29 protein-coding genes and 1 tRNA gene are annotated in these 26,329 nt (G+C 61.7%); 10 read left to right on the forward strand and 20 right to left on the reverse strand.

From position 1 onward, the window contains the following. Positions 1 to 197: 197 nt before the first annotated feature. From FNU79_RS08240 to FNU79_RS08255, 4 genes are all read right to left on the reverse strand, one after another. Entirely contained in the window at positions 198 to 668 is a 471-nt protein-coding gene (locus FNU79_RS08240; RefSeq protein WP_143720381.1) for a transcription elongation factor GreA, read from the reverse strand. Between the two features lie 239 nt (positions 669 to 907). Continuing rightward, positions 908 to 1,351: an NADH-quinone oxidoreductase subunit 15 gene (locus FNU79_RS08245; RefSeq protein ID WP_143720382.1), complete on the reverse strand. Its 444-nt coding sequence runs from the start codon at positions 1,349 to 1,351 to the stop codon at positions 908 to 910. 88 nt (positions 1,352 to 1,439) lie between these two features. Then, positions 1,440 to 2,030 (reverse strand): hypothetical protein, encoded by a 591-nt coding sequence (locus FNU79_RS08250; RefSeq protein WP_143720383.1) that lies wholly within the window; start codon positions 2,028 to 2,030, stop codon positions 1,440 to 1,442. Positions 2,031 to 2,081: 51 nt separating this feature from the next. Further along, entirely contained in the window at positions 2,082 to 2,648 is a 567-nt protein-coding gene (locus FNU79_RS08255) for a hypothetical protein (RefSeq protein WP_225429967.1), read from the reverse strand. Positions 2,649 to 2,803: 155 nt separating this feature from the next. Between FNU79_RS08255 and FNU79_RS08260 the strand changes: the two genes are divergently transcribed. The 6 genes from FNU79_RS08260 to FNU79_RS08285 all read left to right on the forward strand — a co-directional run bounded on the left by FNU79_RS08260 (position 2,804) and on the right by FNU79_RS08285 (position 6,984). Continuing rightward, positions 2,804 to 3,400: a sulfite oxidase-like oxidoreductase gene (locus FNU79_RS08260; protein ID WP_143720384.1), complete on the forward strand. Its 597-nt coding sequence runs from the start codon at positions 2,804 to 2,806 to the stop codon at positions 3,398 to 3,400. After that, positions 3,378 to 3,971: a mismatch-specific DNA-glycosylase gene (locus FNU79_RS08265; protein ID WP_143720385.1), complete on the forward strand. Its 594-nt coding sequence runs from the start codon at positions 3,378 to 3,380 to the stop codon at positions 3,969 to 3,971. The genes FNU79_RS08260 and FNU79_RS08265 overlap by 23 nt, the downstream gene beginning before the upstream one ends. Positions 3,972 to 4,039: 68 nt before the next feature. Beyond that, on the forward strand, positions 4,040 to 4,852 hold the full coding sequence (locus FNU79_RS08270) for a hypothetical protein (RefSeq protein ID WP_143720386.1): 813 nt from the start codon (positions 4,040 to 4,042) through the stop codon (positions 4,850 to 4,852). A 51-nt stretch (positions 4,853 to 4,903) separates the two neighbouring features. Continuing rightward, a complete protein-coding gene (rdgB, locus tag FNU79_RS08275; protein WP_143720387.1) occupies positions 4,904 to 5,539 on the forward strand; it encodes an RdgB/HAM1 family non-canonical purine NTP pyrophosphatase in 636 nt (211 codons plus the stop codon). Next, positions 5,540 to 6,262, forward strand: coding sequence for a HepT-like ribonuclease domain-containing protein (locus FNU79_RS08280; protein WP_143720388.1), 723 nt, complete (start codon positions 5,540 to 5,542; stop codon positions 6,260 to 6,262). Between the two features lie 47 nt (positions 6,263 to 6,309). Further along, positions 6,310 to 6,984: a YcjF family protein gene (locus FNU79_RS08285; protein WP_143720389.1), complete on the forward strand. Its 675-nt coding sequence runs from the start codon at positions 6,310 to 6,312 to the stop codon at positions 6,982 to 6,984. Between the two features lie 10 nt (positions 6,985 to 6,994). On the opposite strand, the gene FNU79_RS08290 is transcribed toward FNU79_RS08285, so the two are convergent. The 7 genes from FNU79_RS08290 to FNU79_RS08320 form a co-directional block, all read right to left on the reverse strand. Beyond that, complete coding sequence (locus tag FNU79_RS08290) at positions 6,995 to 7,786, reverse strand: GNAT family N-acetyltransferase (RefSeq protein ID WP_225429968.1); 792 nt, start codon at positions 7,784 to 7,786, stop codon at positions 6,995 to 6,997. Continuing rightward, entirely contained in the window at positions 7,783 to 8,892 is a 1,110-nt protein-coding gene (gene menC / locus FNU79_RS08295) for an o-succinylbenzoate synthase (protein WP_143720390.1), read from the reverse strand. The genes FNU79_RS08290 and menC overlap by 4 nt, the downstream gene beginning before the upstream one ends. 89 nt (positions 8,893 to 8,981) lie before the next feature. After that, entirely contained in the window at positions 8,982 to 10,283 is a 1,302-nt protein-coding gene (locus tag FNU79_RS08300; RefSeq protein ID WP_143720391.1) for an aspartate aminotransferase family protein, read from the reverse strand. A gap of 111 nt (positions 10,284 to 10,394) precedes the next feature. Then, positions 10,395 to 11,801, reverse strand: coding sequence for a dihydrolipoyl dehydrogenase (gene lpdA, locus FNU79_RS08305; protein ID WP_143720392.1), 1,407 nt, complete (start codon positions 11,799 to 11,801; stop codon positions 10,395 to 10,397). Between the two features lie 90 nt (positions 11,802 to 11,891). Beyond that, positions 11,892 to 12,548, reverse strand: a complete 657-nt coding sequence (locus tag FNU79_RS08310) for an LrgB family protein (protein WP_143720393.1) — start codon at positions 12,546 to 12,548, stop codon at positions 11,892 to 11,894. A 46-nt stretch (positions 12,549 to 12,594) separates the two neighbouring features. Further along, positions 12,595 to 12,984 carry a CidA/LrgA family protein gene (locus FNU79_RS08315; protein ID WP_225429969.1) on the reverse strand — a complete coding sequence of 130 codons (390 nt, stop codon included), beginning with the start codon at positions 12,982 to 12,984 and terminating at the stop codon, positions 12,595 to 12,597. After that, positions 12,981 to 13,682, reverse strand: coding sequence for a 5'-methylthioadenosine/adenosylhomocysteine nucleosidase (locus tag FNU79_RS08320; protein ID WP_143720394.1), 702 nt, complete (start codon positions 13,680 to 13,682; stop codon positions 12,981 to 12,983). Before FNU79_RS08320 ends, FNU79_RS08315 begins: the two co-directional genes overlap by 4 nt. Positions 13,683 to 14,021: 339 nt before the next feature. Between FNU79_RS08320 and FNU79_RS08325 the strand changes: the two genes are divergently transcribed. Next, positions 14,022 to 14,210, forward strand: a complete 189-nt coding sequence (locus FNU79_RS08325) for a hypothetical protein (RefSeq protein WP_143720395.1) — start codon at positions 14,022 to 14,024, stop codon at positions 14,208 to 14,210. Between the two features lie 153 nt (positions 14,211 to 14,363). Here the strand turns inward: FNU79_RS08325 and FNU79_RS08330 are convergent, their stop codons facing one another. The 3 genes from FNU79_RS08330 to FNU79_RS08340 form a co-directional block, all read right to left on the reverse strand. After that, positions 14,364 to 14,675 carry a hypothetical protein gene (locus FNU79_RS08330; RefSeq protein WP_143720396.1) on the reverse strand — a complete coding sequence of 104 codons (312 nt, stop codon included), beginning with the start codon at positions 14,673 to 14,675 and terminating at the stop codon, positions 14,364 to 14,366. Positions 14,676 to 14,735: 60 nt separating this feature from the next. Then, a complete protein-coding gene (locus FNU79_RS08335; protein ID WP_143720397.1) occupies positions 14,736 to 15,926 on the reverse strand; it encodes a branched-chain amino acid ABC transporter substrate-binding protein in 1,191 nt (396 codons plus the stop codon). A gap of 234 nt (positions 15,927 to 16,160) precedes the next feature. Continuing rightward, positions 16,161 to 16,235, reverse strand: a tRNA-Ala gene (locus FNU79_RS08340). 79 nt (positions 16,236 to 16,314) lie between these two features. On the opposite strand from FNU79_RS08340, the gene FNU79_RS08345 reads away from it, so the two are divergent. Beyond that, on the forward strand, positions 16,315 to 17,709 hold the full coding sequence (locus FNU79_RS08345) for an HDIG domain-containing metalloprotein (RefSeq protein ID WP_143720398.1): 1,395 nt from the start codon (positions 16,315 to 16,317) through the stop codon (positions 17,707 to 17,709). A 10-nt stretch (positions 17,710 to 17,719) separates the two neighbouring features. Next, positions 17,720 to 19,159, forward strand: a complete 1,440-nt coding sequence (locus FNU79_RS08350; protein WP_185974649.1) for a glycoside hydrolase family 13 protein — start codon at positions 17,720 to 17,722, stop codon at positions 19,157 to 19,159. Between the two features lie 53 nt (positions 19,160 to 19,212). Here the strand turns inward: FNU79_RS08350 and FNU79_RS08355 are convergent, their stop codons facing one another. The 6 genes from FNU79_RS08355 to rho form a co-directional block, all read right to left on the reverse strand. Continuing rightward, a complete protein-coding gene (locus tag FNU79_RS08355) occupies positions 19,213 to 19,995 on the reverse strand; it encodes an alpha/beta fold hydrolase (protein WP_143720399.1) in 783 nt (260 codons plus the stop codon). Continuing rightward, entirely contained in the window at positions 19,992 to 20,723 is a 732-nt protein-coding gene (locus FNU79_RS08360; protein WP_225429970.1) for an alpha/beta fold hydrolase, read from the reverse strand. Before FNU79_RS08360 ends, FNU79_RS08355 begins: the two co-directional genes overlap by 4 nt. Positions 20,724 to 20,807: 84 nt before the next feature. After that, the gene (gene pdxT, locus FNU79_RS08365; protein WP_143720400.1) at positions 20,808 to 21,425 is read right to left on the reverse strand and encodes a pyridoxal 5'-phosphate synthase glutaminase subunit PdxT; all 618 of its coding nucleotides are present in this window, start codon (positions 21,423 to 21,425) and stop codon (positions 20,808 to 20,810) included. A gap of 129 nt (positions 21,426 to 21,554) precedes the next feature. Then, entirely contained in the window at positions 21,555 to 22,472 is a 918-nt protein-coding gene (gene pdxS / locus FNU79_RS08370; protein ID WP_143720401.1) for a pyridoxal 5'-phosphate synthase lyase subunit PdxS, read from the reverse strand. Positions 22,473 to 22,561: 89 nt separating this feature from the next. Beyond that, positions 22,562 to 24,124 (reverse strand): peptidoglycan DD-metalloendopeptidase family protein, encoded by a 1,563-nt coding sequence (locus tag FNU79_RS08375; RefSeq protein ID WP_225429971.1) that lies wholly within the window; start codon positions 24,122 to 24,124, stop codon positions 22,562 to 22,564. A gap of 85 nt (positions 24,125 to 24,209) precedes the next feature. After that, positions 24,210 to 25,490 carry a transcription termination factor Rho gene (rho, locus tag FNU79_RS08380; protein ID WP_124868142.1) on the reverse strand — a complete coding sequence of 427 codons (1,281 nt, stop codon included), beginning with the start codon at positions 25,488 to 25,490 and terminating at the stop codon, positions 24,210 to 24,212. A gap of 286 nt (positions 25,491 to 25,776) precedes the next feature. On the opposite strand from rho, the gene FNU79_RS08385 reads away from it, so the two are divergent. Beyond that, complete coding sequence (locus FNU79_RS08385) at positions 25,777 to 26,286, forward strand: HD domain-containing protein (RefSeq protein ID WP_143720402.1); 510 nt, start codon at positions 25,777 to 25,779, stop codon at positions 26,284 to 26,286. The last annotated feature ends 43 nt before the right edge of the window (positions 26,287 to 26,329 follow it).

The following is a 26,329-nucleotide window of genomic DNA, read 5'->3' on the forward strand; positions in this document are numbered from 1 at the left end:
AAATGAATCTCATTGTGGTGTTGTTGAGTGTCTGGCTCGCTCTGAACCTCGCTCTGTTGGCTATCGCGGGGGCCGCCGCTTTTTTACGTCGTGACGAACCCTTGCGGATGCGGGCCTAGCCTTGTTTGTCTGCCCACCACCAAAAGCCGCGCCTTTCTCATCTAAGAAGGCGCGGCTTTTGGTGAGTTCAACGGGTTTTATTCGTAAGTCACTTCCAGCAAGGTGAATTTGGCACTGCCTTTGGGAAGCGGTACCGTCACGGTGTCGCCGGGGCGGCAACCGTTCAGGGCTTGCCCAATGGGAGACTGATCGCTGATGCGCCCCTTGAGGACATCCACTTCATACGTGCCGACGATCTCAAAACTGCGTTCAGTGCCCCGCTCGTCCTTGACTTTGATTTTTGCGCCGAGGCCCACGCCGTTTTGGGCGTTTTCTTCAATAATCTGGGCGCGTTCCAACTGGTCTTCCAATTCGATAATCCGCGACTCGTTTTCAGACTGCTGCATTCTGGCTTCGTCGTAAGCGGCACTTTCGCGCAAGTCGCCGTCGGCAAGAGCGCTGCCCATGTACTCGCTGATCTGTTCGCGGCGGGTGGTCTTGAGGTGGTTGAGGGTTTCGGCAAGCTTGTCGTGCCCGCGCTTGGTCATGGGAATCTTGGCTCTGGTCATAAGAACTTCCAGTATAGCGGCCCCACTCTGTTGGGCGCAGGCGTGAGGCGAAGGTCGAAATTGGAGGGCCAACCAAACAACTTGCTCGACTGCTTGGGCCGGAAATATTCTGCTCGCGCGAATTGGCACGGCGACGACTCACGCCACCGCATTGAACTGCTCTACGTCTTTTCCTTCGCTTTCTTCCGATCCTGCGGTGTAGATTTTGAATTTTCCTCTCCGCGTGGGGAGGATCAATTTTAGGCTTCCAGACCTTCTTGCACGCCGTCGAGGATGTTGGAAAGCCGCGCCCGCGTGAAGGGCCGTTTGCCTTCCAGCAGGTGGCCGTCATGGGCGTGAAGGTGCCAGTGCTTGCTGCCGCCCATGACCCTCAGCGATACCCCGCCCAGATCCACGTGCCTTGGGCTGACCGCCGCCAAAAACAGCGCTTGTCCAGTTCCCAGTTGCGCAGTGCCCTGTGACGATTGATCCTGCGGCGAGTGCGTGTCGGGCCGGTTGAGGCTGACACTCATGATGGTGGTGGGCAGATCGTAGGGCCGCTCCATGCGGTAGATGTAATCGGGGAAGTCGGCGACTTTGCTTAGCGTCAGGCCGCGCGGGGCCGCTTCTTGTTCCAGCCACGACAGCAAAGTGAGCCACGAAGAGTAGAGCGCGTCTTTGGAGGCGGTATTTGAGTTGGACATCTTAAGGTGCAGTGTAGCGTGCGGCGGCGGTGGGGGAGCGGCACGAAAAAACCGCCCACGATGGGGCGGCAGATGAAATGTTGAGGGTTTAGAGTTTGTCCACAGTTACAGCAGTCACGGTGCAGTTGGCATAGACCGGAATAGAGGGCAGCAAGGCCGAAACGCTGTTGGTGCTGACCGTCTTACCATCGCCCGTAAGTGTCAGCTTGGCATAGAAGCTGCCTTTGCCGTTGGCCACTTGGTTGCTGGCCGTGACTGTTTTGATGTTGACGTTGGCATTCGGCTTGACCACAATCGCTTGAGGCAAGAAACCGTTAGATGAATCTGCCGTGAAAATCGTTTTGAAGTCATTACCGCCGAGATTCTGTAAGTTGCTACCCTGAACAGTTGCGCCGTAGTTGCTGTCGTACTGGCTGTCCGTATTTCCCAGCAAGTTGATGCCTATGCTGGAAACTGTGCCCGAAGCGTTGTAGTACACGCCCACGTTGGTAATAGTGGTGGTGCTGCCATCTTGATTGATGGTGTTGTCGCAGGCCACGTACTTACCATTTGCGTCTCTGTACTCAGTTTTCAAGTCGTTAAATTTGACCGTGCCGGAGCCGGTGCTGGCGCTCCCGCAGGCGGCGAGGAGGAGGGGCAAGGCGAGGGCGGGCAAGAGCATTTTGGCGTTGAGTTTCATGGTGTTCTCCTTGAAAAGTTGAGCTTGAGAAAGGCGGAGTGCCGATAAAGTTTACGAGCAGTTGACAACTGGAATGGCTGTTACGCTTTCGACGACGTTGCTGACGTTTCCATTCTGGTCTTCGCCAATGGCCTGAACGTAGGTGTACCCTCTGACATAAGTGGTGTTAATCGGCGTGGGAATGATGCTCTGTGCGCTCAGGCCACTGCTGACTTTGAGCGGAGCGACTTCAGAACCGATGGTAATGGTGGCCAGTCCATTGCCTGAGTAATCGGGAGAGCTGTAGCGGTCACCAAAAATACGTTGTTTGGTGGTTTGGCCGGTCTGCACGCCTTTAAATGAAATCCCGATGCGCTGTAGGCCACCTGTCCAACTGACGCCGACTTGCAGTTGCGTATTCCGGTCATCGCAAATGACATTCGTTCCCGCTGCTAACGTCTTGTTGTTCTGATCCTTAACACTTGTTCTCAGGGTGTATTCGCTGTTGTACGAAGTGACGGCGTTCAGAGTTACCGAACTGCCGCCCCCATTGGGCGCTGGGGTCACGGTAATGTTACAGGCCGAGAGCAGCATAGCCGCGCCGATCAGTCCCAAAAGTCCCTTATTGATCTGCTTCATCTCCTTCACTTTGCCGCCTCAAGCTGACTTGAACGTGATAGCGCCTTAAGCAGACATGAAGAAGGCATGAAATGAACTTGAGATTAATCTTGTCTGGCACGGCGAAGGCGAGGCGGCTTACCAAAGGGCGGCGCGGCGGGCGCTCAAATAACGCTATGCTTGGCAAATTTTTCAAGAAACCCGCCGACGATATGAACGGGCGTGTGCCTCCCGGTCAAAGCCTGACCAGCCGGTTCCCAGTGCTGACCTACGGCCCCGCGCCGCGCTACAAGCTGGAAGACGTCACCCTCAAAATATCCGGTTTGGCCGAGGCAAGGGAGTTCTCGTGGCCGCAACTGCGTGCCCTGACGCAAACCACCCTGACCTACGACATCCACTGCGTCACCCACTGGAGCAAACTCGATACCACCTGGACGGGCATCCGCGTAACTGACCTCATGCCGCTGCTGAGCTTGAAGCCGGAAGCCAGTCATGTGATGATTCATTCGGTGGGCGGCTACACCACCAACCTGAGCTTGGGCGACTTCGTGCGTCCCGAAAACCTGCTGGCCTACCGCTTTGACGACAAGCCGTTGGAAACCGAACACGGTGGCCCGCTGAGATTGGTGGTGCCGCACCTGTATTTTTGGAAGAGTGCCAAATGGATCAGCGGCCTGGAATTTATCAGCGCCGACGCCCCCGGCTTTTGGGAGCGCAATGGCTATCATATGCGCGGAGATCCTTTCAAAGATGAGCGCTACAGCGACGACTGAGCCGGAGCACGGGCCTGAGCCGTCCGGCGCGGGCCATCTGGTGCCTGACTTACTCGCGCACGGCCTCAAGCTGGTTCTGATCGGCACCGCGCCCAGCCGCATCAGCGCCGCAGCGGGGGCTTACTACGCCAATCCGCAAAACAAGTTCTGGCGGGTGCTGTTTGAAGTGGGCCTGACCCCGCACCTCTTTAAGCCGCAGGAGTTTCCGGCTTTGCTGGCGCTGGGTATCGGTCTGACCGACGTGGCCAAAAAGCACAGTGGCGTGGACGCCAGCTTGCCCTCAGAGGCGTGGGAACCCACCGAGTTGCGTGCCCGGATTGCCTATTACCGCCCCGAAGTGGTGGCCTTTACCAGCAAGCGCGGAGCCAGTCAGGTGCTGGGCCTGCCCACCGGCAAGCTGCCGTATGGCCCGCGAGCCGAGCGCCTGGAGGGAGCCGAAGTCTGGGTGCTGCCGAGTACCAGCCCGCTGGGCCACACTTATTTTCAGCTTGAACCTTGGCAGGCTTTGGCCGAGCAGCTCAAGAAAGATGCAGGAAGCGGGAACTCTCCTCAGGTTGGGGGCGTACTCTGAACATGGATTTGAGCGGTTCTCGGCAGTTAAGCAAATTTTCTTCTCTCACTTCTCAGCGGAGCGTTTACATGTCACTTCCTCCTTCACCGCGCCCAACTTCAGACGATCAGCAGTGGCCCGACCAGCAGTGGCTCAGCGGCGGCAAGCCCACTTCCATCGCTGGCCAAGCCGCGTACTTGGCAGGCCGCGCCGGAGACACGCTGGGACTGATCGTGGTGGGAGCGCTGAGCCTCGGACTGATTGCCGTGCTGCTGATCTGCTTAATTCTTGCTGGCATCAAAGGCAGCTTGGTGGCCACGCTGTTGATGCTCCTGGCCATCGCAGGTGTGGTGCTGGCCTTTGGCAAGTTTCGGCGGCAAACCCGGCAAGCGGCGGTGCTGCGGAGTGGCGGCGCGGCATTGCCCCGCAGTGATGTGGGCACCGAATTTGCCACCTTGGAAGCCGAGCGCATTCAAAAGCTGGCTCACCTGACCCTCAAAGCGGGCGCAAGCCTGAGTGCGCCGCTACGCCAAAAGCTCAACGCCTCGGCCACCGCCATCCGCGACGCGCTGCGGGCCACGGCGGCGGGCGGGGTGCTGACCCGCGAGGCCCATGACGCCCGCCAAGCGGCCGACGATGATTTGCCCACCGCGCTCTCGGCTTACCAAGACCTGCGGGTGACGGGTTCGGGCCTGGCTTACGGCGAAGTGCTTCTCTCCGAGCAACTGACCCTGATTGAGCGCCGGATGCGGTCTATCAGCGACGCGCAGGCCCAGCAGCACACCCGCAAGCTGGAAGCTGGACGCCGTTACCTCAGCGTCAAGTACGGCGAGGCCGACGACTTGCAACCAGCCGAGGTGCGGGTGAGTGGGCAGAAGGTCAAGGGCGAAGCTGAGCGGTAGATGTGAGAAACTTGGCCCTTGTAGATCAGCGGTGGGCCGTACACTAAGCGCATGAGTCCATCCAACCCGGAACCGTCCAGCCCCCCCTTGCGCGTGGTGGTGGCCACCAGCAATCTCGGCAAAGTCATTGAATTTGAAGAAGCGCTTTCTGGCCTCGGCTGGCAGCTTGAGCCGCTGGGCGATTACAGCTTGCCCGAAGAAACCGGCAGCACCTACGCCGAAAACGCCATGATCAAAGCGGCTGCCGCTTCTCTGCACACTGGACTGCCGGCGCTGGCCGACGATTCGGGCCTGGAAGTGGCCGCTCTGGGCGGTGAACCGGGCCTGTACAGCGCCCGTTTCGGCAACCGCAAAGACGACCACGAGCGCAATTTGTATTTGCTGGAGCGCACCCGCAACGTCCAAGACCGCCGCGCCAAATTTATCAGCGTGCTGGTGCTGGCTTACCCGGACGGCCACATCGAGGAGTACCGGGGCGAAGTGGACGGCCAACTTTTGGAAGGCCCGCGCGGGGTGGGCGGCTTCGGCTACGACCCGCTGTTTGGGCTGCCGGATGGCCGCAGCATGGCTCAGCTCAGCTTGGAAGAAAAACGCGCCGTGGGCCATAGAGGTAAGGCCTTTGACGCCCTCAAAAAAGCCCACGTGGACGGCCCGCCGCCGCGTCCGACCGGCAGCAAGGTCAACTGAGTGACACACTCACGACTGCTGCGCCCCGAGTTGCCCGAAGTGGTGGCCCTCATCCGTGAGCGCAGGAGTGAGTGGCAGGACTTGGGTGTTGAGCGGGTGCGGGTTTTTGGCTCGGTGGCGCGGCAAGAAGCCGGGGCCGAGTCGGACGTGGACGTGCTGCTTGACCTTGAAGCGGGCGCAGGACTCCTGACGCTGGCCCGCGCCCGCGACTTTTTTGAGCACCTGCTGGGCTACCGCACCGACGCCGTGACCGAAGCGGCCCTCAAGCCCCCCTTGAGCCGAGAAGTGCTGCTGGACGCGGTGGACGCCCTCGATCCCAAGCTGCATCCGCCGAGACGGGGCCACAAGCGCTGGAAGTGGCGCGTCTACGAACTGCTCAGTGACATAGACGCCCTGCGGGAGTACACGGCGGCCCACACCTTTGAAAGCTTCAGCGCTGATTCGCTGACCCGAGACGCCGTGCTGCTGCGGCTGCTGCGAATAGGGGAGGCCACCAAATACTTGCCGCAGCGCCTGCAAGACACCCACCCGGAGATTCCTTGGGCCACTTTGCGCGACGTGAGAAATTTGGTGGCCCACGATTATTTCGGCCTCGACGTTTCGTTGGTGTGGGTGAGTGTGACGCGGGAAATGCAGTCGCTGCGCCCCCTGTTTCAGGCGCTAGCGCAGGAACCGGAAGACGGGAGCTCAGCGGGCGCGGCGCAGCACCACAAGCCCAGCTAAAGGCCGCCGCCCATTCTTTCTGAGGATGCGGGCGCTAGCATGCGCTTATGTTGCCGCTTCTCAAGCAAGTACTCGATAATTTCAACTTTGACATTGACGCGGACAAGTCCCGTGAGGAAAACGCCGAAGGTGTGATCCGCAACGCCGCCCTGCTGGCGGGCGCGGTGGCCGTCGAGCCGCTGCCGTTTGCCGATTTGCTGCTGATTACCCCGCTGCAAATCAAGATGGTGCTGCACGTGGGCAAGGTCTACGGCTTCGAGATCACCGCCGAGCGTGCCCGCGAGATTATTCAGGAACTCGGCGTCACGGTGGCCTACGGGATGGTGGCCCGTCAGGTCATGCGCAGCCTCGCCAAGCTGGCCCTGCCGATTGTGGGCGGCCTGATCACCGCGCCCGCCGTCTACGGCTGGACATACGCGCTGGGGCGGCTCTCCGAGCAGTATTTCGAGCAAAAGCGCCTCGGCCTGCCGTTTGACAAAGATCAGCGCACTCAGGTGGTACAGGAAGCCAAGCAGAAGACCAAGAACATTTTACCGAGTGCCAGCGATTTTACCGATCTGGCCTCCGAGCTGCGCCGCCGCGCTGAGGAACGCAGCAAAAATGCAGGTGGCCCAGATAAAGCCAAGCCAGCAGACAAAACGGTGGACGCCGCCCCGGTGGATTTGACCAAAGACGCCGTGAAAGCTGAACAGCCCAAGGCAGAGCAAACCAAGTTGAATTGAGCGCCCTCTTTTACTCCACCCGCTCCAGCACATAAAACGCCCGTTCGCCTTCCCGCGCCAGATCGGTGACGGCGTAGCCCGAGGCGAGGTAATGCCCCAGCACGTCTCGCAGCGCCAGCCGCCACGCCAGCGTCAGGGGAGAGGGCAGCTCAAAAGCATTCAGCGGCACCTCGGCCAGCAACTTGGGCGCGTCGGCGCTGAGCTCAGGCGCACTGGGCGTCTGGCCCTGCGCTTCCAATACCCGGACGCCTTCCGGCTTCGGCGGGGGCCGCTCCGAATGCTCCGTGCTGACATCCCACTCCATCATCAAGCGGTCAGCGGGCAGATCCTCGGCCACGTACCACTCGGGGTGATACGACACCGCCCTCGCGCCCAGCTTGCCCAGATTGAAGCGGGCGTTGCGGGCCACTAGCGGGTCGAACGTCCACGTCACTTTGGTCAGGCCCATCTCGCGCACTCGGCGGGCTTGGTGGTGCTTGAGTGCAGCCGCCGCGCCGTGTCCGCGCCAGTCGGGTCGCAGCGCCAGCAGGTGCGAGTGGTGCCAGATGCGCCCGTCCTGATAAGCCGGAAAGCCGTAGACAAAACCGAAGGCCGGGCCGCACTCCTCATCCGTCTCGTCGACCGGAAAAGCCGCCGCCACCACTCCGCCGAGGTGGGCGTGAATGCGGAAGATGTTGCGGGGATGCACGGCGGTTTCGGAGTATCCCCAGGCCGCTCGCTGAAGGTCTTCCAACACCACCATCTCCCGCGCGGTGTGCAAGTCGCGGATGGTGAAAGCTGGCCGAGTAATCGGCTCCTTCAAAGACCGAACTCCTCGTGGTAATCGGCCCGCTCTTCCACGAAGTCGCGGTTGAGACTTACCCCGATGCCCGCGCCTGCCGGGACTGGCATCAGGCCGTTCTCGGCTTCCAGCGGTTCGTTGATGGTGTCGGCGGCGTAGTAACGGCTGGCACTGGCGGTGTCGCCGGGTTTGGTGAAGTTGGGCAGCGTGGACAGGTGGATGTTGTGCGCCCGCCCGATACCGCTTTCCAGCATCCCGCCGCACCACACCGGCACGCCGAAGCTCTGGGCCACGTCATGCACCCGCCTCGCCTCGCTGTGGCCGCCAACCCGCCCCACCTTCAGATTGATCACCCGTCCCGCGTCAGTCGTGAGGGCTTTGCGGGTATCGGCGGCGCTGGCGATGCTCTCGTCGAGGCAAATCGGCGTCTTGAGGCGCGACTGCAAGGTGGCGTGGTCGTGGAGATCGTCCCAGGCCAGCGGCTGCTCGATGTAGTCGAGCTTAAACTCGTCGAGTGCCTGCAACTGGGCGCTGTCGGCCAGCGTGTAAGCGCTGTTGGCGTCCACGGTCAGGTGCAAGTCGGGGAACGCCTCACGCACCGCCCGCACCGGCTCCACGTCCCAGCCCGGCTTGATTTTGAGCTTGATGCGGCGGTAGCCCTGCGCGTTGTGCTTGGCCACGCTATCTACAGTGGCTGCCGCATCGGCCTGGATGCCCAGCGACACGCCGACTTCCACCGCCGTTTTGTTACCGCCCAGCAGTTGCCACAGTGGGGTTTCAAGTTGCCGCGCCCACAGGTCCCAGGCGGCCATTTCTAGCATGGCTTTGGCCATCCGGTTGCCTCGCCAAGCTGAAAGTGCCGCGCCCACCGCTTCGGGGTTGGCAAAGGAGCGGCCCAGCACGGCGGGCAAAGCGCCCTGGGTCAGAAAATTGAGTGCGCCCACGGTGGTTTCCTCGCGGTACATCGGCAAAGGTTCGCTGACGCCCTCAGAGAGTCCGGTCAGCCCGCCGCCGTGCAGCACCAGCAGCGGCACCTGCTTTTCGGTCTGCACCCCGAAACTGGTTTCGAAGCGGAATTTGAGCGGCAACCTCAGCAGATAAATCTCGGCGCGTTCGATGATGAGCATACCCAAAGCATAAGCCAAATAAAGTTGCCCCCAGCGCCGCGTGAAGGCGGGACTGGGGGCAAGCTCAAAAAACGGATGGAGCGCCGCGTTTACTCGCTCTGCTTGGTTTCCTTGACTTCCGCCTTGGAAACTTCACGCGGATTGACATTCTTCAGCACTTTCTCGACGGCGGCCACCACTTGATCGATCTGCTCTTTGCTGATCGTCACGGGCGGCAAAAAGCGGATCACCAGCGGCGTGGCGGCCAAAGTCAGTACGCCTTCATCATGCTCAAGCGCGGCGATGTAAGGCCCGCTCTTTTCCTTGAGCTCCATGCCGATCATCAGGCCCATGCCGCGCACTTCACGGATTTTGCTCGAATCAATGGCCCGCAGCTTGTCCATGAAATACTCGCCCTTCTCGCGGGCCTGCTCGACCATGCCTTCGTTTTTCATGGCGCGAATGGCGGCGACTCCGGCGGCCATCGCCAGCGGGTTGCCGCCGAAGGTGGTGCCGTGTCCGCCGGAAGGCATTTTGTCGGCCACTGCGCCGGTCATGGCAAACGCGCCAATCGGCACCCCGCCTGCCATCGCTTTGGCCAGCGTCATGCCGTCGGGCACCACCTGACACTGGCTGTCCACCTTGCAGCCGCAGCGAATACCATCGGCGTCCTGACATTCCTGAGCGCAGAAGTGCTCGACGGCGAACATCTTCCCAGTGCGGCAAAAGCCGGTCTGAATCTCGTCGAGAATGAGCAGCGCTCCTTTCTCACGGGTCAGTTCACGGGCGGCCCGCAAGAACTCTATGTTGCTCGGCCTCACCCCGCCTTCGCCCTGCACGGGTTCCATGATGACGGCGGCCACGTCCTCGGTAATGGCAGCCCGCAGTTCGTCGATGTTGCCGTAGGTGACAAAGGAAACGTGCTCGTTGTCCACCGCCGCGCCGAACGGCTCACGGTATTTGGGTTCCCAGGTAAAGGCCAGTGCGCCCAGCGTGCGGCCCGCGAAGCCGCGCTTCATGCTCACAAAGCGGGTGCGACCAGTGGCGGTGATGGCAAACTTTTTGGCCGCTTCCACCGCTTCGGTGCCGGAGTTACAAAGGAAAATGCGGTCTAGACCCTTGGGCAGCACGCTGACGAGTTCTTGCAAAAATTCGGCGCGTTTGTCGTTGGGAATGCTCTGGGGCATCACCATCAGCTTGCCGGCCTGCTCCTGAATGGCCCGCACCACGTCGGGGTGGCTGTGGCCGATGTTGGCGACGCCGTAGCCCGCCACGCAGTCGATGTAGCTGCGCCCCGACTCGTCCCAAACGGTTGCGCCCTCAGCGCGAACCATCACCACTTGGTGCTTGTTGTAGACGCCGCTGTCATAGCGTGTTTCGGTATCCAGCCATTTGCTTTCGGTCGCAGTCATTGTGGGCCTCCCTGCGCCTCGCGGCGCGTTGGAATGAGTTTACGGGTTCAGAGGGAGCTTGCCCACCCCCTTGACAGGAAGTGTGCGGAGCAAGTCTCTTTGCCCCTCAGCTCACAGGTGAATGGCCATTTTGCCCACGCCCATCGCCGCTTCCTTGAGCGCTTCGCTCAGCGTCGGGTGGGCGTGAACGGTGCGGCCCAAGTCCTCGGCGCTGCCGCCGAACTCCATCAAGGTGACGGCTTCGGCAATCAGCTCGGAGACGTTGGGGCCGACCATGTGAACGCCCAGTACCTTGTCGGTGTTGGCGTCGGCCACCACTTTGACAAAGCCGCGAGGATCGCCGTGACCCAGCGCCCGCCCGTTGGCGCTAAACGGAAACTGACCGGTTTTGACCGCGATGCCCTTGTCTTTGGCGGCCTGCTCGGTGAGGCCCGCCCAGGCGATTTCCGGCGAGGTGTAAATCACCCAGGGGATCACGTCATAGTTGACGTGCCCGGCCTGCCCGGCGATAATCTCGGCCACCGCCACGCCCTCGTCCTCGGCTTTGTGGGCCAGCATCGCGCCGCCCACCACGTCGCCGATGGCGTAGACGCTTGGCAAATTGGTGTGGTAATGCTCGTCAATCTTGACGAAGCCGCGCTCATCGAGCTCCAGGCCCACCTGCGCCGCGCCCAGCCCCTCGGTGTTCGGCACCCGCCCGATGCTGACGATCAATTTGTCGAATTCGGCGGTGACACTCTGCTCTTTTTCGGTGTAAGTCACGCTGACCGAGCCGCCGTTGTCCCTGACTTCAGTAATGTTGACGCTGAAATGGAAATCCAGGCCCTGCTTCTGGAACTGCTTGAGCGCTTCTCGGCTCACGGCCGCGTCGGCAGGCAGTAAGAATCCGGGCAAGGCTTCCAGCACTGTGACCTGAGCGCCGAGCCTGCGCCAGACGCTGCCCAGCTCCACGCCGATGACGCCCGCGCCGATCACGCCGAGGCGCTTGGGAACTTCGCTAAACTCCAGCGCTCCGCTGTTTTCCACGATGTTGCCGCCAAACGGCGCGAGCGGCAGGGCGCGGGGATTGCTGCCGGTGGCCACAATCACATTTTTGGCTTTGACTTCGGTGCCTGCAGCGTCAACAATCCAACCGCCCTCGTCTTGACGCATCAGTTTGCCGTACCCGTGATAGCTCTTGATTTTATTTTTCTTGAACAAATACGCCACGCCGCCGGTCAGTTTGTCCACCACACCGTTTTTGCGGCCCAGCATCTTGGCCACGTCCATCTTCGCGCCTTCGACCGTGATGCCGTGGTCTTGAACGTCGTGCGAGATCATCTCGAACTTTTCTGAGCTGTCGAGCAGCGCTTTGCTGGGAATGCAGCCGATGTTGAGGCAGGTACCGCCCAGCGAGGGTTTGCCGTCACGGGTAAAGGCGTCCACGCAGGCCACACTGAAACCGAGTTGTGCGGCGCGAATAGCTGCCACGTAGCCGCCGGGGCCGCCGCCGATCACCAAAACGTCGTAAGTATCCATATCGTTTCAGTCTACCGTGTGGGGCGGGGGTCAAAAGGAACTCGCTGAGAGACGCCCGCACAGCGTCTACGCTCACTGCCGATCAGGTGCTCAGCCGATCAGTGCCACGATCAAGGTGACCAACAGCACGGCCAGCCCCATCCCCACGCTGCTGGCCACGCCGGTCTGCTCGCCTTCCTCGCGGGCGCGGGCGGTGCCGATGCCGTGCGCCACGCTGCCCAGCGCCAGTCCGCGTGCCAGTGGGCGGCGCACCCCGATGAAGGTCAAAAACGGCGGCAACACCACCGCGCCGATCAGGCCCGAGAGTACCGCCAACGTCGCGGCCAGTGCGGGCGGCGCGTGGGTGTAATCGGCCAGCACCACCGCCACCGCACTGGTCGCGGGCGCGGTCAGCAGGGCTTGTTGAGCCTCGGGAGCGAGGTGCAACCAGCGCGGCAAAAAGAGGTCGATGGCAACGGCGACCAGCGTTCCGCTCAAGCTGCCGACGATCAGCGGTAAGCCCCGGCGTGCCAAGAGTGCACGTTGGCGGTACAGCGGCACAGCCAGCGCCACCACTGCCGGAGACAGCAGCAGCGAAATCGGCTGCACCTGCGCTTTGTATTCAGCGTAAGGGATGCGGGTCAGCAGCAGTGCGGCGGCCACCAGCAGCGTGGCGATCAAGGTGGGATTGACCAGAGGGTGATGGGTGCGGCGCTGGGCCCACAAGCCCAACACAAAAGTCAGCAAGGTCAGCGCCAGCCAGAGCATTTGGCCCTCCTCAGTCTCATCAACAGGGTTATCAAAACCGCCCGCTTCACTGGTCTTCTCCCAGCCAGCGTGAAGTCAGCAGGCCAGTGACGCCCGCGCCGCACAACAGGCCGGTCAGCATCACCAGCAGCCACCAACCCCACGCCGCGCCCGCGCTGAGGTAATTCACGAAGCCCACCGTCGCCGGAACGAACAGCAGGCCCAGTACGCCCAGCAAATCGTCGGCCGCCGCTTCCAGCCAGCTCAGGCGCACCGCTCCTACGCTGAGGGCCAGCCACAGCAGCACCAAGCCCAGCACCGAGCCGGGCACCGGCAAGTGCAGCAGCTTTCCTGCGCTTTCGCCCAGCACCGTAAAACCCATCAGGATGCCCAGCCCCAGCAACCAAGCGGCCAGGGGTGGGGGCTGACCTGAACGGGCGGCGGCAGGCGTCTTCAAGCTCCGGTTTGGGCGCTCAGGCGCACCAGCATGCCGCGCACCACCTGCTTGGCATGCTGGGCCACCAGCGGCATGAAAGCGCGGTAATCCACGTTGGCATCGTGATCGGCGGTGTCGCTGACCGAGCGGATCACCACGAAAGGCACGCCATGTTTGGCGCAGACTTGAGCCACCGCCGCGCCTTCCATCTCGGCGCAGGCCGCTCCGAAGGTTTCCCACAGCCACAGCACTTTTTCGCGGGAAGCCACGAATTGGTCGCCGCTGGTGATCCGGCCCTCTACCACCCGCACGCCTTCAAGTTCGCGGGCAGATTCGAGGGCGGCGCTGCGCAGCGCTTCGTCGGCGTTCCAGCTCAGCGCTTCGCCCGGCACCACGCCCAGTTCGTAGCCCAGCGCAGTCACGTCGACATCGTGCTGGAGGCAATCGGTACTCACCACGATGTCGCCCACCCGCAGTTCGGGGTGAACGCCGCCCGCCACGCCGGTAAAAATGACTTGTGTGGCTCCCGCAGCAATGAGCGCCGCCGTCGTCATGGCCGCGTTGACTTTGCCGATGCCGCCTTCGGTGACGATGACCTGCTGGCCGTCCAGAAGGCCCGAATGCAGCGTCACGCCGGGCGAGATCTGCTGGCTGTGGTCGCGGAGTTCGCTGATCAGCAGCGAAACTTCTTCTTGCATGGCCCCAATAATTCCGATCATGTCGGCAGTCTAGCGGGCCGGATAGAGGGCGGGGTGTTGGCTGAAGGGGTTTCGCGGCCCAGAGCTACCGTGAAGTCAGCGCCAAGTTAGGCAGCGTCTGAATCCTGTGGAATCGCAGAACGTCCGCCTCATATCAAATACAGCAACACTTATTTCTAAAGCGTTCGTCACCACAGCTCTGTGGATATCGCAGGAATACGTTTGTAGAGCTTGGCGTTACGAACAACACCTGACTTTGGCATGACGCTTTATTAACGGCACGGGATTAGACTCATTGATATGACACGGCGCGAGTATATGTTGGCTTGTTTCTCAAAGAGTTTGCGCAGGCGTCTGTGGATGATCGTTTTGCCCACCCTCGCTCTGGGTCTGCTGTTGGTGCTGCTTCAGGTGCCGTGGAGGTGGAGCGCTGGCCTCGAGGTGCTGACCCTGCTGGGGCTGATCGCAGGCATTGTCCACTCTTCTTACCAGCGGCACCGCAACGAATTTGATGATGGGCCGCTCCGCACCGACCATTCCTCAACCTAGTCGGTCAGGTGAGCGGTGACGCTCCTCGCCTTCTGGGGCGTGTCCCTGTGACCATGCTGAGCCATGCACGTGTGGACAAAGCCGCAAACCAAATTCAAACCCACCTGCATCCGCTTCGGCGGCTATGCAGGTGGCTTGTTTTGTTGAGTGTTTTCAGTCGCTCAGGTAATCTTCCGGCTCGATCCCTTCCAGCACCAAGCTGATTTGCTCGCCGATCTCGGCCCGCAGCTCCTCAGCTTCTGTCTTGTCCGGCTTCCAGTTCACAAAGCGGATTTCGGCTTGGCGCGAGACGGCCACCTTCATCTCGAAGTCCGGATACTTGTCGCCTGCCCAGATCTCCAGACCTTCTTGCAAAAACGCGGCCAGCTTCTCGCCGTCCCACTCGCGGGTTCGGGACTCTGTTTTGCTGGTTTTGACCTTGATGGGAGTGGGCGGAACAAAACGGATCAGCACATTTCTGGACATGGCGTAAGAGTAGCAGGCCCGTCGCGGCAAATCAGGAGAGAACCGCTGTTGACCCGGCTGTTATTTCAAGCTTTCGGCACTGACGGTTTGAATCTTGGCCATCTTGGCCTGATACATCTCGTCGTACTTCATGATCAGCAAGCGCGAGGTCGATCGCTCGCCCTGCGCGTCAAAGGACAACGCTCCGGTGATGGTGATGCAGTCCTTCTTGTCGCCTGAAAAGCAGGCGGGCAACTCCACTTTCCGCAGGGCCGCACTCATTTGAGGCCGGGTGACTGTCGCTCCCGACTTGGCTTTGCTTTCGAGGGCGGAGAGCAGCGCGTTGGTGGCGTCATAAGCGTAGACCGCCACGCCACTGGGTAGGGCTTTATAATCGGCCCGGTACTGCGCAGTAAAATCCACGGAGTTGGAAAAGGTGTTGACGGGGCCAAAGACGGTGGTGTAAATCACGCCGACCGCCGCTTTGCCTGCCCGCTGCAAAAAGCTGGGTGAATCTAGGCCGTCGCCGCCCATAAAGTCGGCCTGCACGCCTGCATTGCGCAGGCCCTGAATGAGCTGCCCGCCGGTGTCGTCGGTGCCGCCGAAATAAACGATGGTGGCGTTGCTGGCTTTGACCTGCTTGATCACGCTTGCAATCTGAGCCGGAGTTGAAGCCCCTGCATACGCGGCCACCGCGACGTTGCGGGTCTTGAGATTGCCGATCAGGCTTTTGGTCAGCCCGTTCCCGTAGGCGGTGTTGTCGGAGATGACAAACACGGACTTGGCTCCCAACGTATCGGCGATGTAGGCGGCGGCGGCTACGCTCTGCGCCCGGTCAGGAGCCACCACGCGGCTGAAGTTGCTCCAACGGTGGCTGGTCAGGGCGTCGTTGGTACTCGATGGAGTCACGACCGCCAGCTTGTCTGCGGCAAAGCTCTGCCCCAGCACATTGGACACACTGGAATTGAGCGCTCCGACCACACCGATAATGGCTTTGTCCGCCAAGACGCTCTGGGCGATCTGTTCGCCTTTGGTGGCCGAGGCTTCGTCGTCAAACGACACCAGACTGACATCGATGCCTGCCGCCTTGAGTTCTGCGGCGCGGTTTTTGAACGCGAGTTCAGCGCCGCGTTTGACTTCGCTGCCGATGGCGGTGAGACTGCCGCTCAGTGGACTGATGGTGGCGATCTTATAGCTGGCTGCCTGGGCGGTGCTGAGAGCAAGAAGTAGGACGAAGGTCGCGGCCGGAGCCAGACGTGAAGTTAAGGTCATGCCCGAAGATAGTTAGACCTGGATAACGATGTTCTTACAGACCGCTTATTCCTCACCAAACGCGGCAAAGTTTGTTATTCCTGACTTGACTAAACAGGCGCTGTGGCGCTCACTCTCAGCGACTGCTGGACGGTCTATTAAGGCGAGCGGGCAGACTGGGCGCTGGGTAGAATCAAGTGTCCAAACGATAAGCGATAAAAATAAAAAAAGGCCGTACTAGACGGCCCTTTCGGCTGGTGGAGGCACACGGATTTGAACCGTGGACATCCTGCTTGCAAAGCAGGCGCTCTCCCGCTGAGCTATGCCCCCAGCGCAAAGCAGCCTAGCATCCGCTTTGCGCTTTGTCTAGCTTTGGCTGATTGGGTATAAGCATTATGCTGAGGATCAGATGCTGCGCCGCCACAAATTCTCTGTTCTTCACTGGCCCGTTTTCCCGCCCGCTGCCGTGCTGGTCGGCGGCGCGGCCCGCGACTTACTGCGCGGCGCAGTGCCAAAAGACTACGACTGGGCCGCGCCCGATCCGGCAGCAGCGGCCCGCCTGATTGCTGCAAACCCATTCGTTGAAAGCTCAATCGCCGCAAATCCAGCTGATACGAACTCAGCCGCTACAAATTCAGTCGCTTCAAAGCGCGGCGCGGCCTTTGCCCTCGATGAACAGCGCCAATACTGGCGGGCTGTCGTTGACGGCGTGCAGCACGACTTTGTGCCGCTGCCTGCTGATCTGGAAAGCGAGCTGTTGCGGCGCGATTTCACCGTCAATGCGCTGGCGATTTACGAGAATGGGCAAGTCAGCGATCCCACAGGCGGACTGCGCGATCTGGGGCGGCGCAGCTTAAGGATGGTCAGCGAGCAGAACTTGCGCGGAGACCCTCTGCGGCTGCTGCGGGCGGCGCGGCTGGCCACCACGCTGGGCTTTGGCTTGGAGGCGCAGACCAAAGCCGCCGTGCAGCGCCTCGCCCGAGACCCGGCTCTGCCACTGCCCGCCGCTGAGCGAATCGGTGCCGAACTCAACGCCTTGATGCTCAGCGCTGAGGCCGCCGCCGGGATGCTGCTGCTGCGCGAACTTGGCTTGCTGGAGCTGTACCTGCCGGAGCTGCTGGAGGGCGCGGGCCTCATCCAAGGCGGCTTTCACCATCTCGACGTGCTCGATCACAACATCGAAGCGCTGCACCAACTTCTCGCCCGCTTCCCCGGCGCTGATTTGGCGCTGCGCTGGGCCACCCTGCTTCACGACATCGGCAAGCCGCGCACCAAAGGCGTTCACCCAGAAACCGGACGAAGCACTTACTACGGCCACGCCGAGCTAGGCGCGAACTTGGCGGCACGACGCTTGGAGCGCCTCAAACAGCCCCGCGCCCTTGTCGAGCGGGTCAGGGCGCTGATTCACGCCCACATGGTTCACCTGCCTGCCAACGAGCGCGAGGCGAGGCGCTTCGTTCACCGCCGCCGAGACGTGCTGCCCGATTTGCTTTGGCTGATGCTGGCCGACCGCGAAGCTTCACGTGGGCCGCAGAGTACGCCCGCCACCCGCCACGCTTACCAACTCGGCTTTGAGCGCATACTGGCCGCCCTCGAAGAGCAGCCGCCCGCCCCCGCGCCGCTGCTGACCGGGCGCGAGATCATGAAGCTGCTGAACTTGGAAGCGGGGCCAGTTGTGGGCCGGGCCGTGCGGACGCTGGCCGAGGCCGCCGCGCTGGGCGATGTAGCAACGCCGGATGAAGCGCGGGCCTTTTTGCTGGCTCATCTAGCCGCCTGTGCGCCCGCCGACGTTCCAAACGGGTAAACTCACCTCCGTGAGTATCCGCACGCCCGATTGGGTCAAAGACGCCGTGTTTTACCAAATCTTCCCCGACCGCTTTGCCCGCAGTGGCCGCCAAAACCTGAATCTGCACCTGCAAGACTGGGGTGCGCCGCCCACCTTGCACGACTACATGGGCGGCGATCTGTGGGGCGTCATCGAGCGCCTCGACCACATCCAGAGCCTGGGCATCAACGCCCTGTATTTTTGTCCGGTCTTTCAATCGGCCAGCAACCACCGCTATCACACCCACGACTATTTCAAAGTCGATCCGATGCTGGGCGGTGATGAAGCGCTTCGCAGCTTGATCGACGCCGCCCACGCACGCGGCATGAAAGTGGTGCTGGACGGCGTGTTCAACCACGCTTCACGCGGATTTTTCCAGTTCAACGATCTGCTTGAGCAAGGAGAGCACAGCGCTTACCGGGACTGGTTTCACGTCAGCGCTTGGCCGCTGTTTCCCTACGAGCATCAGCACCCCGCCAACTATGAAGCGTGGTGGGGCAACCGGGCGCTGCCCAAATTCAACACCGATGACCGCTCGGTGCGCGAGTTTTTGTGGAGCGTGGCCGAATACTGGATGCGCTGGGGCATCGACGGCTGGCGTTTGGACGTACCCAATGAGATCAACGACGATTCGTTTTGGCAAGAATTTCGCCGCCGGGTCAAGGCGATTAACCCCGAAGCCTACATCGTGGGCGAAATCTGGGGCGACGCCCAGCGCTGGCTCGGCGGCGACCAGTTCGACGCGGTGATGAACTACAACTTCACCCGCCCCTGTTTGGCGTATTTCGGCGCTCAGACGCTCGATAACGCCATGAACGAAGCGTCCGGCACCGGGTACGTGTCCCCGATGGACGCTGCCGCCTTCGCGGGCCGGATGAGCGAAGTCACCCGGATGTACGACTCGGAAGTGGTGCAGGCCCAGCTCAATTTGCTCGACAGCCACGACACCGCGAGGTTTCTGAGCGTGGTCAGCGGCGACGTGAGCGCCCTGACGCTGGCGACCACCTTTCAGATGACTTATGTGGGCGCTCCCTCGGTGTATTACGGCGACGAGATCGGCTTGGCAGGCGGCCCTGACCCGGATTGCCGCCGCGCTTTTCCTTGGTCGGAGCCGCAGACCTGGAACCGCGAGATCATGCACCATCTTCAGATGCTGACAGCGGCCCGCCATCACAGTAAAGCCCTTCGGCGCGGCTCTTTTGACGTGCTGCACGCAGAGGGCGAGTTGCTGGCTTACCGGCGCGAGTGCGGCGGCGAGTGCGCTTATGTGCTGCTCAACACCGGCCAGCAGGCCAGCGATATAGCGCTGGACAACCTCGCAGCGGGTCAGTACCGCGACGCGCTGAGCGGGCGCAGTTACGGCGTGGGCCAGCAGCAGCGTTTCAGCGTGCCGGGGCGCGGGGCGTTGGTGTTGGTGCAGGGGCTGTAGGAAGCCGAGTTTGGGGACGGCTGTTGGCCTCCAACGGCTCCCCCCACCTCAACCTAGCGTCCTGCCAAGTCTTCCAAAAAGTCGAGCGTGTGCATGGCCACTTCAATCGGGCGCGAGTCGGTCAGGGCGTGAGTCCCGCCCGCGACTTCCACCGTGCGGGCACCGGGAATGCTGCGGGCCATTTCGAGGAGCGTCCACAGCCGAATCACCGGGTCGGCGGTGCCATTGATCACCAAAACAGGCGACTTGACCAGCGGCAACAGTGGGCCGGTGTCGTGGTTGTACTGATCTTGGGCCAATTGATAAAAGCGCAGCGGGCCGGTGCGGAAATAAGAGGCCAAGCCGTAAGGCCACAGGCCCACCCGCTCACGCGGCAAGTCCAAAGTCAGCCGAATAATCTGCGCCGCCACGTTGGGGTTTTCAGGAATGCCGGTCGGAGCACAGGCGATCAGCGGGCCGGCCAACTGCGGATAGCGCACCGCCAGATCAATGATGACCTCGCCGCCCAGCGAGTGCCCCAACAGCGGCGAACCCGCCAGCCGGTTGGCCTGCATCCACAGCGCCAGATGATCGGTGAGCTGCCCGATATGTGCCGGATAAGCCAGCGTCCCCGCCGAGAAACCGTGCCCCGGCGGGTCATACACCCAGACCTGCCGCCAGCGCGACAAGGTGCGGGCGATGCGGCGGTACATCCACGCCGCGCAGCCGAGTCCGGGAATCACCAAGATGGCTTCTTTGTGGCTCTCTCCGTACACGCGGGCGTGGGTGCGCAGACCGCGAATGGTGGTGAAATGAGAACGGCCTTTTTGGGTGGGGGCCTGAGCCGTATCGTTCATGCCTCTCCGGCCAGTGGCTGAGCCAGGAAGCCGATCACGGCGCGGTTAAAGGCGGCAGGCTGATCGACCATCACCACATGTCCGGCGTGGGCAATTTCGGTGTACCGGGCATTAGGCAGGCGTTGGGCCAGCAATTGGCCGAGGTGCGGCGGCACCAGCGGATCACGCGAGCCCCAGATGACCAAGGTGGGCACCTGAATGGTTGGCAGCAGCGCTTCCACATCGTCGCGCAGCAAATCGCGGGCTGAGCGGTAAAGATTGGGCAGGCCGGTTCTGAGTGAATCGCGCAGCACCACCGGCATAAAGCGGGGACGACCTGAAAAGCCCGCACGCGGCAAATTGAGCGCCACTTTCCACCAAGCCGCGTGAAGTAAGCCGCTGGCACAGGCCAAAATCAGGCGGCTGACCCGCTGGGGCGAGGCTGCCGCCACGTACAGCGCGATTTGGCCGCCCATGCTATGTCCCAGTACGGCACACGGCGGCAAATCGAGCTGCTCCATCCATGCGCCGATCAGCCGAGCCGCTTCCTGCACGCCGACTCCGCCGAGCAGTTCTAAAGTCAGGACTTCGTGGGAGGCGGCCAGCGCGGGCGCATTGAAGCGCCACCAGCGCCCCGAACCGCTCAGACCATGAATGAGAATGATCGGCGGCCCCGCGCCCTGACGGGTGTAGCGGAGAGTGCGCGTCCCTGAGCTGAACGTTTCGGTGATGATACGAGGCGGGCGCACACCCAGGAAGATAGCGCAGCGGCGAGGCGCGAATACCGCTTGTATGCCCGCTCCCCCAGTTCTTGAATGTTGCGTGTAGGTGCTCTAAAGTCCGCTCCCCACCGCTTGAGCGCTCCGGTTCATGTTCAAAAACAGTTCATGGATGCGGGCGTCTCCGGTCAGTTCGGGGTGGAAGCTTCCGGCCAGCACATTGCCTTGGCGGGCCAGCACGATCTGGTCTTGGTGACGGGCCAGCACTTCGACGCCCTCTCCCACTGCCGCAATGACAGGAGCGCGGATAAAGACGGCGGGAAACGGCGTTTCAAACCCCGAGACGTCCAGAGGAGTGCGGAATGAGTCCACCTGACGGCCAAAGGCGTTGCGCTGCACGGTGATGTCCATCAAATCGAGGCTGGGCTGCTCTCCGAACTGCGGCGGTGTGCCGTGAATAGTGCGGGCCAGCAAAATGGCTCCCGCGCAGGTGCCGAAGATGGCTCCGCCCGCCGCGTGAAACTCCTGAATAGCGCTGATGAGGCCGTATTCCACCATTAAATTGCCGATGGTGGTGCTTTCGCCGCCCGGCAAAATTAGGCCGGACAGCCCTCCGAGTTGATGCGGCAGTCGGACTTCGATGACGTGTGCGCCGAGGGTCTGGAGCAGGCGCTTGTGTTCGCGGAACGCTCCCTGAAGGGCCAAGACGCCGATGGTGGGTGGTGAGTTCATTCTGGCTCCAGAGTAATTGCTGCTCGGGTGTGGCTGCTGATTCGTAACTGAGATCAAGCTCAATGAAGAAAGGTGGGAGCAAGGCGCGGCGGCCTGCCCCCAACAGTCATACTCGGTAGAAACGAGGTCTTACCAACCCCGGCTGGCCAGTCTTTCTTCGGGAATCAGCGAATCGATATTGATACCGGTCATTGGCAAGCCCAGATTCTCGCTGACCTCGGCCAGAATATCGGGGTTGTCGAAGTGGGTCACGGCCTTGACGATGGCGCGGGCACGCTTTTCAATTTGGGCGAGGTCTCCGCCGCCGCTCTTGAAGATGCCGCTGCCGACGAATACCCCGTCTAAGCCGAGCTGCATCATCAGCGCCGCGTCCGCAGGCGTAGCGATGCCGCCCGCCGCGAAGTTGACCACCGGCAGCTTGCCGTACTGGTGGACATACTGCACCAAGTGGTAAGGCGCTTGGAGGTCGCGGGCCACCGACATCAGTTCCTCGCTGGGGCGGGCCTGAATGCTGCGAATTTCGCCCAGGATATTTCGGGCGTGCCGCACCGCTTCCACCACATCGCCGGTACCGGCTTCGCCTTTGGTGCGGATCATGCTGGCTCCCTCACCGATTCGCCTGAGCGCTTCGCCCAAGTTTTTGGCTCCGCAGACAAACGGCACGTTGAATTTACTTTTTTCAATGTGGTAGCTCTCGTCGGCGGGGGTCAGCACTTCGGATTCGTCAATGAAATCCACCCCGAGCGACTGCAAAATCTGGGCTTCCACAAAGTGCCCGATGCGGGCTTTGGCCATCACCGGAATGGTCACGGCGGCGATGATCTCTTTGATCATGCTGGGATCGCTCATGCGGGCCACGCCACCGTCCTTGCGGATGTCGGCGGGCACGCGCTCGAGGGCCATCACGGCGGTGGCTCCGGCAGCTTCGGCGATTCGGGCGTGCTCGGGCGTCACCACGTCCATGATCACGCCGCCTTTGAACATCTCGGCGAAGCCGAACTTGATTTCAGGGGTGCCTTGCTGGGTCTGGGAATGTTGGTCAGTCATGGCACGAGCATAGTCTCAAACTGGCTCCCTCGCTAGAGCCAGAAGGCGGGGGATGATGGAGCCAGTTTGAGGAGTGTTTGAGCGGCACGCTAAGGCAAAAAAGCCAGCGGATCAACCGGCGTGCCGCCCAGTCGCAGCTCGAAATGCAGGTGCGGCCCGGTGCATTCGCCGGTGCAGCCCACGTAGCCGATGAGGTCGCCCTGCTTGACGCTCTGCCCGGTCTCCACCGCTGTCTGGCTCAGGTGGCCGTAGACGACGGCGAGGTTGAGATCAGCGTCAACGGTATAGACATTGATGCCGTAAGCGCCCTCGCCACTTTTGGTGACTTCACCGGCTTGGGCAGCGTAAATCGGCGTGCCGGTGGGTTCGACCATATCGAGGCCGCCGTGAAACTGCTCGACGTGAAACTCAATGTCTTCTTCGCCAAATCGGCTGGTCAGGCGTGGGTGTTCGAGCGGCCAGCGAAGATGCAAATCGGGGGCATTTTGCTCGGCACTCAGCGCGGCCTGCATCTGCGGGCGCGGATCGCTGCTGGCCAAGTCAAGCATCTGGGTTTTGATCTGCTGCGTTCTGGTCGCGTCCTCGGCGGCTTGCTGAGTAAGGAAGGCTTGGTACTCGGCTTCCTTGGCCGCCGCTTCAGCGGCTTGCTGGGCCGTCCAAGCGTCGTACTGGGCTTGGCGCTGGTACTTGGCAATCAACGCGAGGCGCTCAGGACTTTTCAGCCACGTTTGGTAAGCGTCAAATCGGCGCTGGCGCTCGGCCAAGCGGGCGGCCTTCCACGCTTCGAACTGCTGATACTGGGCCAGCAGTACGGCGGCTTTGGCCTGCTGAATGGCCCTCAGGCGGCGGGCGAGCAGCTCTTCGTGCAGTGAGTCGGCGTAAATGCCCGGCAGCAGCAGTTCGTCACCGACGCTGAGTTCGGTGGGCAGTTTGATGGCGTTGGCGCGGGCCACGGCCAAAGGTGCGGCGTGGTAAGCCGCAATCAAATCCGCCGCCGTCTGGCCGGGCTTGATGCGGATCAGCAGGCCCGTCTCGGCGGTGGGAATGTTGAGCCGGGTACCGACAGCCAGTTTATCGAGGCTGCCGAGTTCAAGGTTGGCGCTGATCAGTTCGCGTTCCGAGAGATTGGAGCGCTGCATCAAATGGCTGAGGGTATCGCCGTAAGCCACCGTCACGGTTTTGATGCTGCTGGGCCGGCGGCTCACGGGCAAGGTGAGCCGCAAGGCCACCCGCACCACCTGACCGGCACGGAGCGGCAGGCCCGAGGGCGTTTGCTCAGCGCCGCCTCTGAGCACCTTGAGGGCGCTCAGGCCCACGCCGTAGCGCTCAGCGATCTGCCCAGGCCGCTCACGAGACTGGGCGATCACCAGGGCGCTGCTGGGGCCAGTGGGCAGGGCGGCCCGTTTTGGGATCAAGAACGCCGCTGGCACCTGCACCCCTTTGAGCCGCGTCAAATTCAGCGGATCGGCCAGCGGCGCAGCAGCAAGAAAGGGAAACGGCGGTTTGGCCGCTTGAGCCGCTCCCAACAAAGCCAAGCCCAAGATCGCCGCCTTGAGCTGGGTTTTGGTTTGTCGAACTGGAACGGCGTGCCGCAATGCGCCCCCGAAGCCTTTGACGTGAGCAAAACATTTGAAATAACCGAACAAAACCAAGATGCAGCCAGTTTAACAGCAACCGCTTAAATCATTCAAGATCAAAGGAGTTAAAGTTCACACTTAGCTGAGTGGACTAAATAACTCAGCCGCCGCCCAACGTCGCCAAGAATTCCTGATTGTTGCGGGTCTTGCCCATCCGTGAGAGCAGCATTTCCATGGCGTCGGCGGGGTCCATGTCCGAGATGACTTTTCGCAGCAGCCACATTTTGTTGAGCACGGCGGGGTCGAGCAGCAGCTCATCGCGGCGGGTAGACGACTTGGTGATGTCCATGGCTGGAAAAATGCGGCGCTCTTCCAAACGGCGGCTGAGCACCAGTTCAGCGTTGCCGGTGCCTTTAAATTCTTCAAAAATCACGTCGTCCATGCGTGAGCCGGTTTCGACCAAAGCCGTGGCCAAAATGGTGAGGCTGCCGCCCTCCCGGATGTTGCGGGCCGCGCCCAGAAAGCGCTTAGGCCAGTGCAGGGCGTTGGAGTCTAGGCCACCCGAGAGCGTGCGTCCGGTGGGCGGCGTGACCAGGTTGTTGGCGCGGGCGAGGCGGGTAATCGAGTCGAGCAAGATCACCACGTGGCCGCCGTCTTCCACCAAGCGGCGGGCGCGTTCATGCACGAACTCGGCCACCCGGATGTGGTGCTGCGGCGGCTCATCAAACGTCGAGGCGATCACCTGTGCGCCCTGCACGCTCTCGCGGAAGTCGGTGACTTCTTCGGGGCGCTCGTCGACCAGCAGCACAATCACTGTAACGTCGGGGTAATTGCGGGTGATCGAGTTGGCGATTTTTTTGAGCAGGGTGGTCTTGCCGGCTTTGGGCGGCGCGACGATAAGCGCCCGCTGGCCGCGCCCAATCGGCACCAGCAAATCCACCACCCGCAAGCTGACGCTGTCGGCCACGCCGGGTTCTTCCAAGACCAGTTGCTGATCGGGAAATGTCGGGGTCAAGTCGTCAAAACGCGGGCGCAGCTTGGCGGTTTCGGGCGAGAGGTTGTTCACGGCCTCAACCTGAATCAGCGAGCCGTAGCGCTCGTTTTCGCGGGGGCGGCGGGCGCGGCCAATCACCTCGTCACCGCTGCGCAGCAGAAACTGCTTGATGATGCCCGCCGTAATCAGCACCGTGCGCGAGGAAGGATCGAGCAAGTCGCCCTGCAAAAAGCCGTAGCCGTCGGGACTGATCTCGAGGTAGCCGCGTGCCAGCGTCTGCCCTTCGCGCTCGGCTTGGCGCTCCATGATGGCCAGCGACAGCGCGTCTTTTTTGAGCTTGCGGTAATTTTCGATGCCCGCCTGAGCAGCAATCAGGTGCAGCTCTGGCAAGATCTTTTGTTGAAGTTCGTGGAAGGGCAAAGTTTCGGTGCCCAGATGGTCATTCACAGTGTGGCCTCGGCGCGCAGGTCGCCCGCAAGGGGGCGGAAGAATAAAGAGCAGGGAAAGTAGGCTTAGTTCTTAGTTTAGCTGGACAGAAGCTGAGCAAGCAAAGGGGCGGCTCAACACTGCTTAAAAGTATTCCGTGATGGCCTGAAGAATTTGAGGTAAACCGGGTGGAGCGGGCAGGCCCGGTAGGTGGCGTTCTGCCCAAGAAGCGGGCAGGCTCGGCAGCCACTCACCACTTGGGTTGCTGGACAAAATAGGGAGTGGCAAAGCCGCTAAACTGCTCGGCGTGCCCACGCGTTTTTTCGGCAAAATCAGCAGTAAGCTCCGCAAACTGCCCGGCAAAGTCAAGCGGCTCTCACGCAGCGTGACCGCCAGCCAGGCCCAGCCAAACGACGCTTGGGCGCTGGGCTTGCTGACCCCGCCTGAAGCGCGGCTGTACCTCAGCATGGACGCCCGTGACCGCGAACATGCTTGCCGCGTCACGGCGGCGTTGCTGGCCGCCTACCCTGACAGCAGTCCCGAACTCAGCGCGGCGGCCCTGCTGCACGACAGCGGCAAATCGCTGCGGCCCTACCGTGTGCATGAGCGCGTTCTGGTGGGGTTGGTGCCGGGACGGGCCGCCCAGCAGTTGCCGTTTGGAGCACTTTATCTGCGCGGTCAGCATCCGGCCATCGGAGCCGAGTTGCTGCGCCGCACCGGGGGCCGTGAGCGGGTGGCCGAACTGGTCGAGCGTCACCACGCTCCCAAAGGCGACGCCGAAGCCGCGCTACTCCACCAATTTGATGACCTAGAGTGAACCCGGACCAGCTGAATCTTTTCTTCATCTTTGGACCTACTTC

The sequence above is a fragment of the Deinococcus detaillensis genome, from assembly GCF_007280555.1.
Lineage (GTDB): Bacteria > Deinococcota > Deinococci > Deinococcales > Deinococcaceae > Deinococcus > Deinococcus detaillensis.

Excerpts from the sequence above, each read along its gene's own strand:
- FNU79_RS08245 (WP_143720382.1), bottom strand. The coding sequence starts at position 1,351 with ATGTCCAACTCAAATACCGCCTCCAAAGACGCGCTCTACTCTTCGTGG.
- rdgB (WP_143720387.1), top strand. The coding sequence starts at position 4,904 with ATGAGTCCATCCAACCCGGAACCGTCCAGCCCCCCCTTGCGCGTGGTG.
- FNU79_RS08240 (WP_143720381.1), bottom strand. The coding sequence starts at position 668 with ATGACCAGAGCCAAGATTCCCATGACCAAGCGCGGGCACGACAAGCTT.
- pdxT (WP_143720400.1), bottom strand. The coding sequence starts at position 21,425 with ATGAACTCACCACCCACCATCGGCGTCTTGGCCCTTCAGGGAGCGTTC.
- FNU79_RS08270 (WP_143720386.1), top strand. The coding sequence starts at position 4,040 with ATGTCACTTCCTCCTTCACCGCGCCCAACTTCAGACGATCAGCAGTGG.
- pdxS (WP_143720401.1), bottom strand. The coding sequence starts at position 22,472 with ATGACTGACCAACATTCCCAGACCCAGCAAGGCACCCCTGAAATCAAG.
- FNU79_RS08325 (WP_143720395.1), top strand. The coding sequence starts at position 14,022 with ATGATCGTTTTGCCCACCCTCGCTCTGGGTCTGCTGTTGGTGCTGCTT.
- FNU79_RS08335 (WP_143720397.1), bottom strand. The coding sequence starts at position 15,926 with ATGACCTTAACTTCACGTCTGGCTCCGGCCGCGACCTTCGTCCTACTT.
- FNU79_RS08250 (WP_143720383.1), bottom strand. The coding sequence starts at position 2,030 with ATGAAACTCAACGCCAAAATGCTCTTGCCCGCCCTCGCCTTGCCCCTC.
- FNU79_RS08345 (WP_143720398.1), top strand. The coding sequence starts at position 16,315 with ATGCTGCGCCGCCACAAATTCTCTGTTCTTCACTGGCCCGTTTTCCCG.
- FNU79_RS08255 (WP_225429967.1), bottom strand. The coding sequence starts at position 2,648 with ATGAAGCAGATCAATAAGGGACTTTTGGGACTGATCGGCGCGGCTATG.
- FNU79_RS08320 (WP_143720394.1), bottom strand. The coding sequence starts at position 13,682 with ATGATCGGAATTATTGGGGCCATGCAAGAAGAAGTTTCGCTGCTGATC.
- FNU79_RS08355 (WP_143720399.1), bottom strand. The coding sequence starts at position 19,995 with ATGAACGATACGGCTCAGGCCCCCACCCAAAAAGGCCGTTCTCATTTC.
- FNU79_RS08310 (WP_143720393.1), bottom strand. The coding sequence starts at position 12,548 with ATGCTCTGGCTGGCGCTGACCTTGCTGACTTTTGTGTTGGGCTTGTGG.
- menC (WP_143720390.1), bottom strand. The coding sequence starts at position 8,892 with ATGCTCATCATCGAACGCGCCGAGATTTATCTGCTGAGGTTGCCGCTC.
- FNU79_RS08260 (WP_143720384.1), top strand. The coding sequence starts at position 2,804 with ATGCTTGGCAAATTTTTCAAGAAACCCGCCGACGATATGAACGGGCGT.
- FNU79_RS08330 (WP_143720396.1), bottom strand. The coding sequence starts at position 14,675 with ATGTCCAGAAATGTGCTGATCCGTTTTGTTCCGCCCACTCCCATCAAG.
- FNU79_RS08300 (WP_143720391.1), bottom strand. The coding sequence starts at position 10,283 with ATGACTGCGACCGAAAGCAAATGGCTGGATACCGAAACACGCTATGAC.
- lpdA (WP_143720392.1), bottom strand. The coding sequence starts at position 11,801 with ATGGATACTTACGACGTTTTGGTGATCGGCGGCGGCCCCGGCGGCTAC.
- FNU79_RS08285 (WP_143720389.1), top strand. The coding sequence starts at position 6,310 with ATGTTGCCGCTTCTCAAGCAAGTACTCGATAATTTCAACTTTGACATT.
- FNU79_RS08265 (WP_143720385.1), top strand. The coding sequence starts at position 3,378 with ATGAGCGCTACAGCGACGACTGAGCCGGAGCACGGGCCTGAGCCGTCC.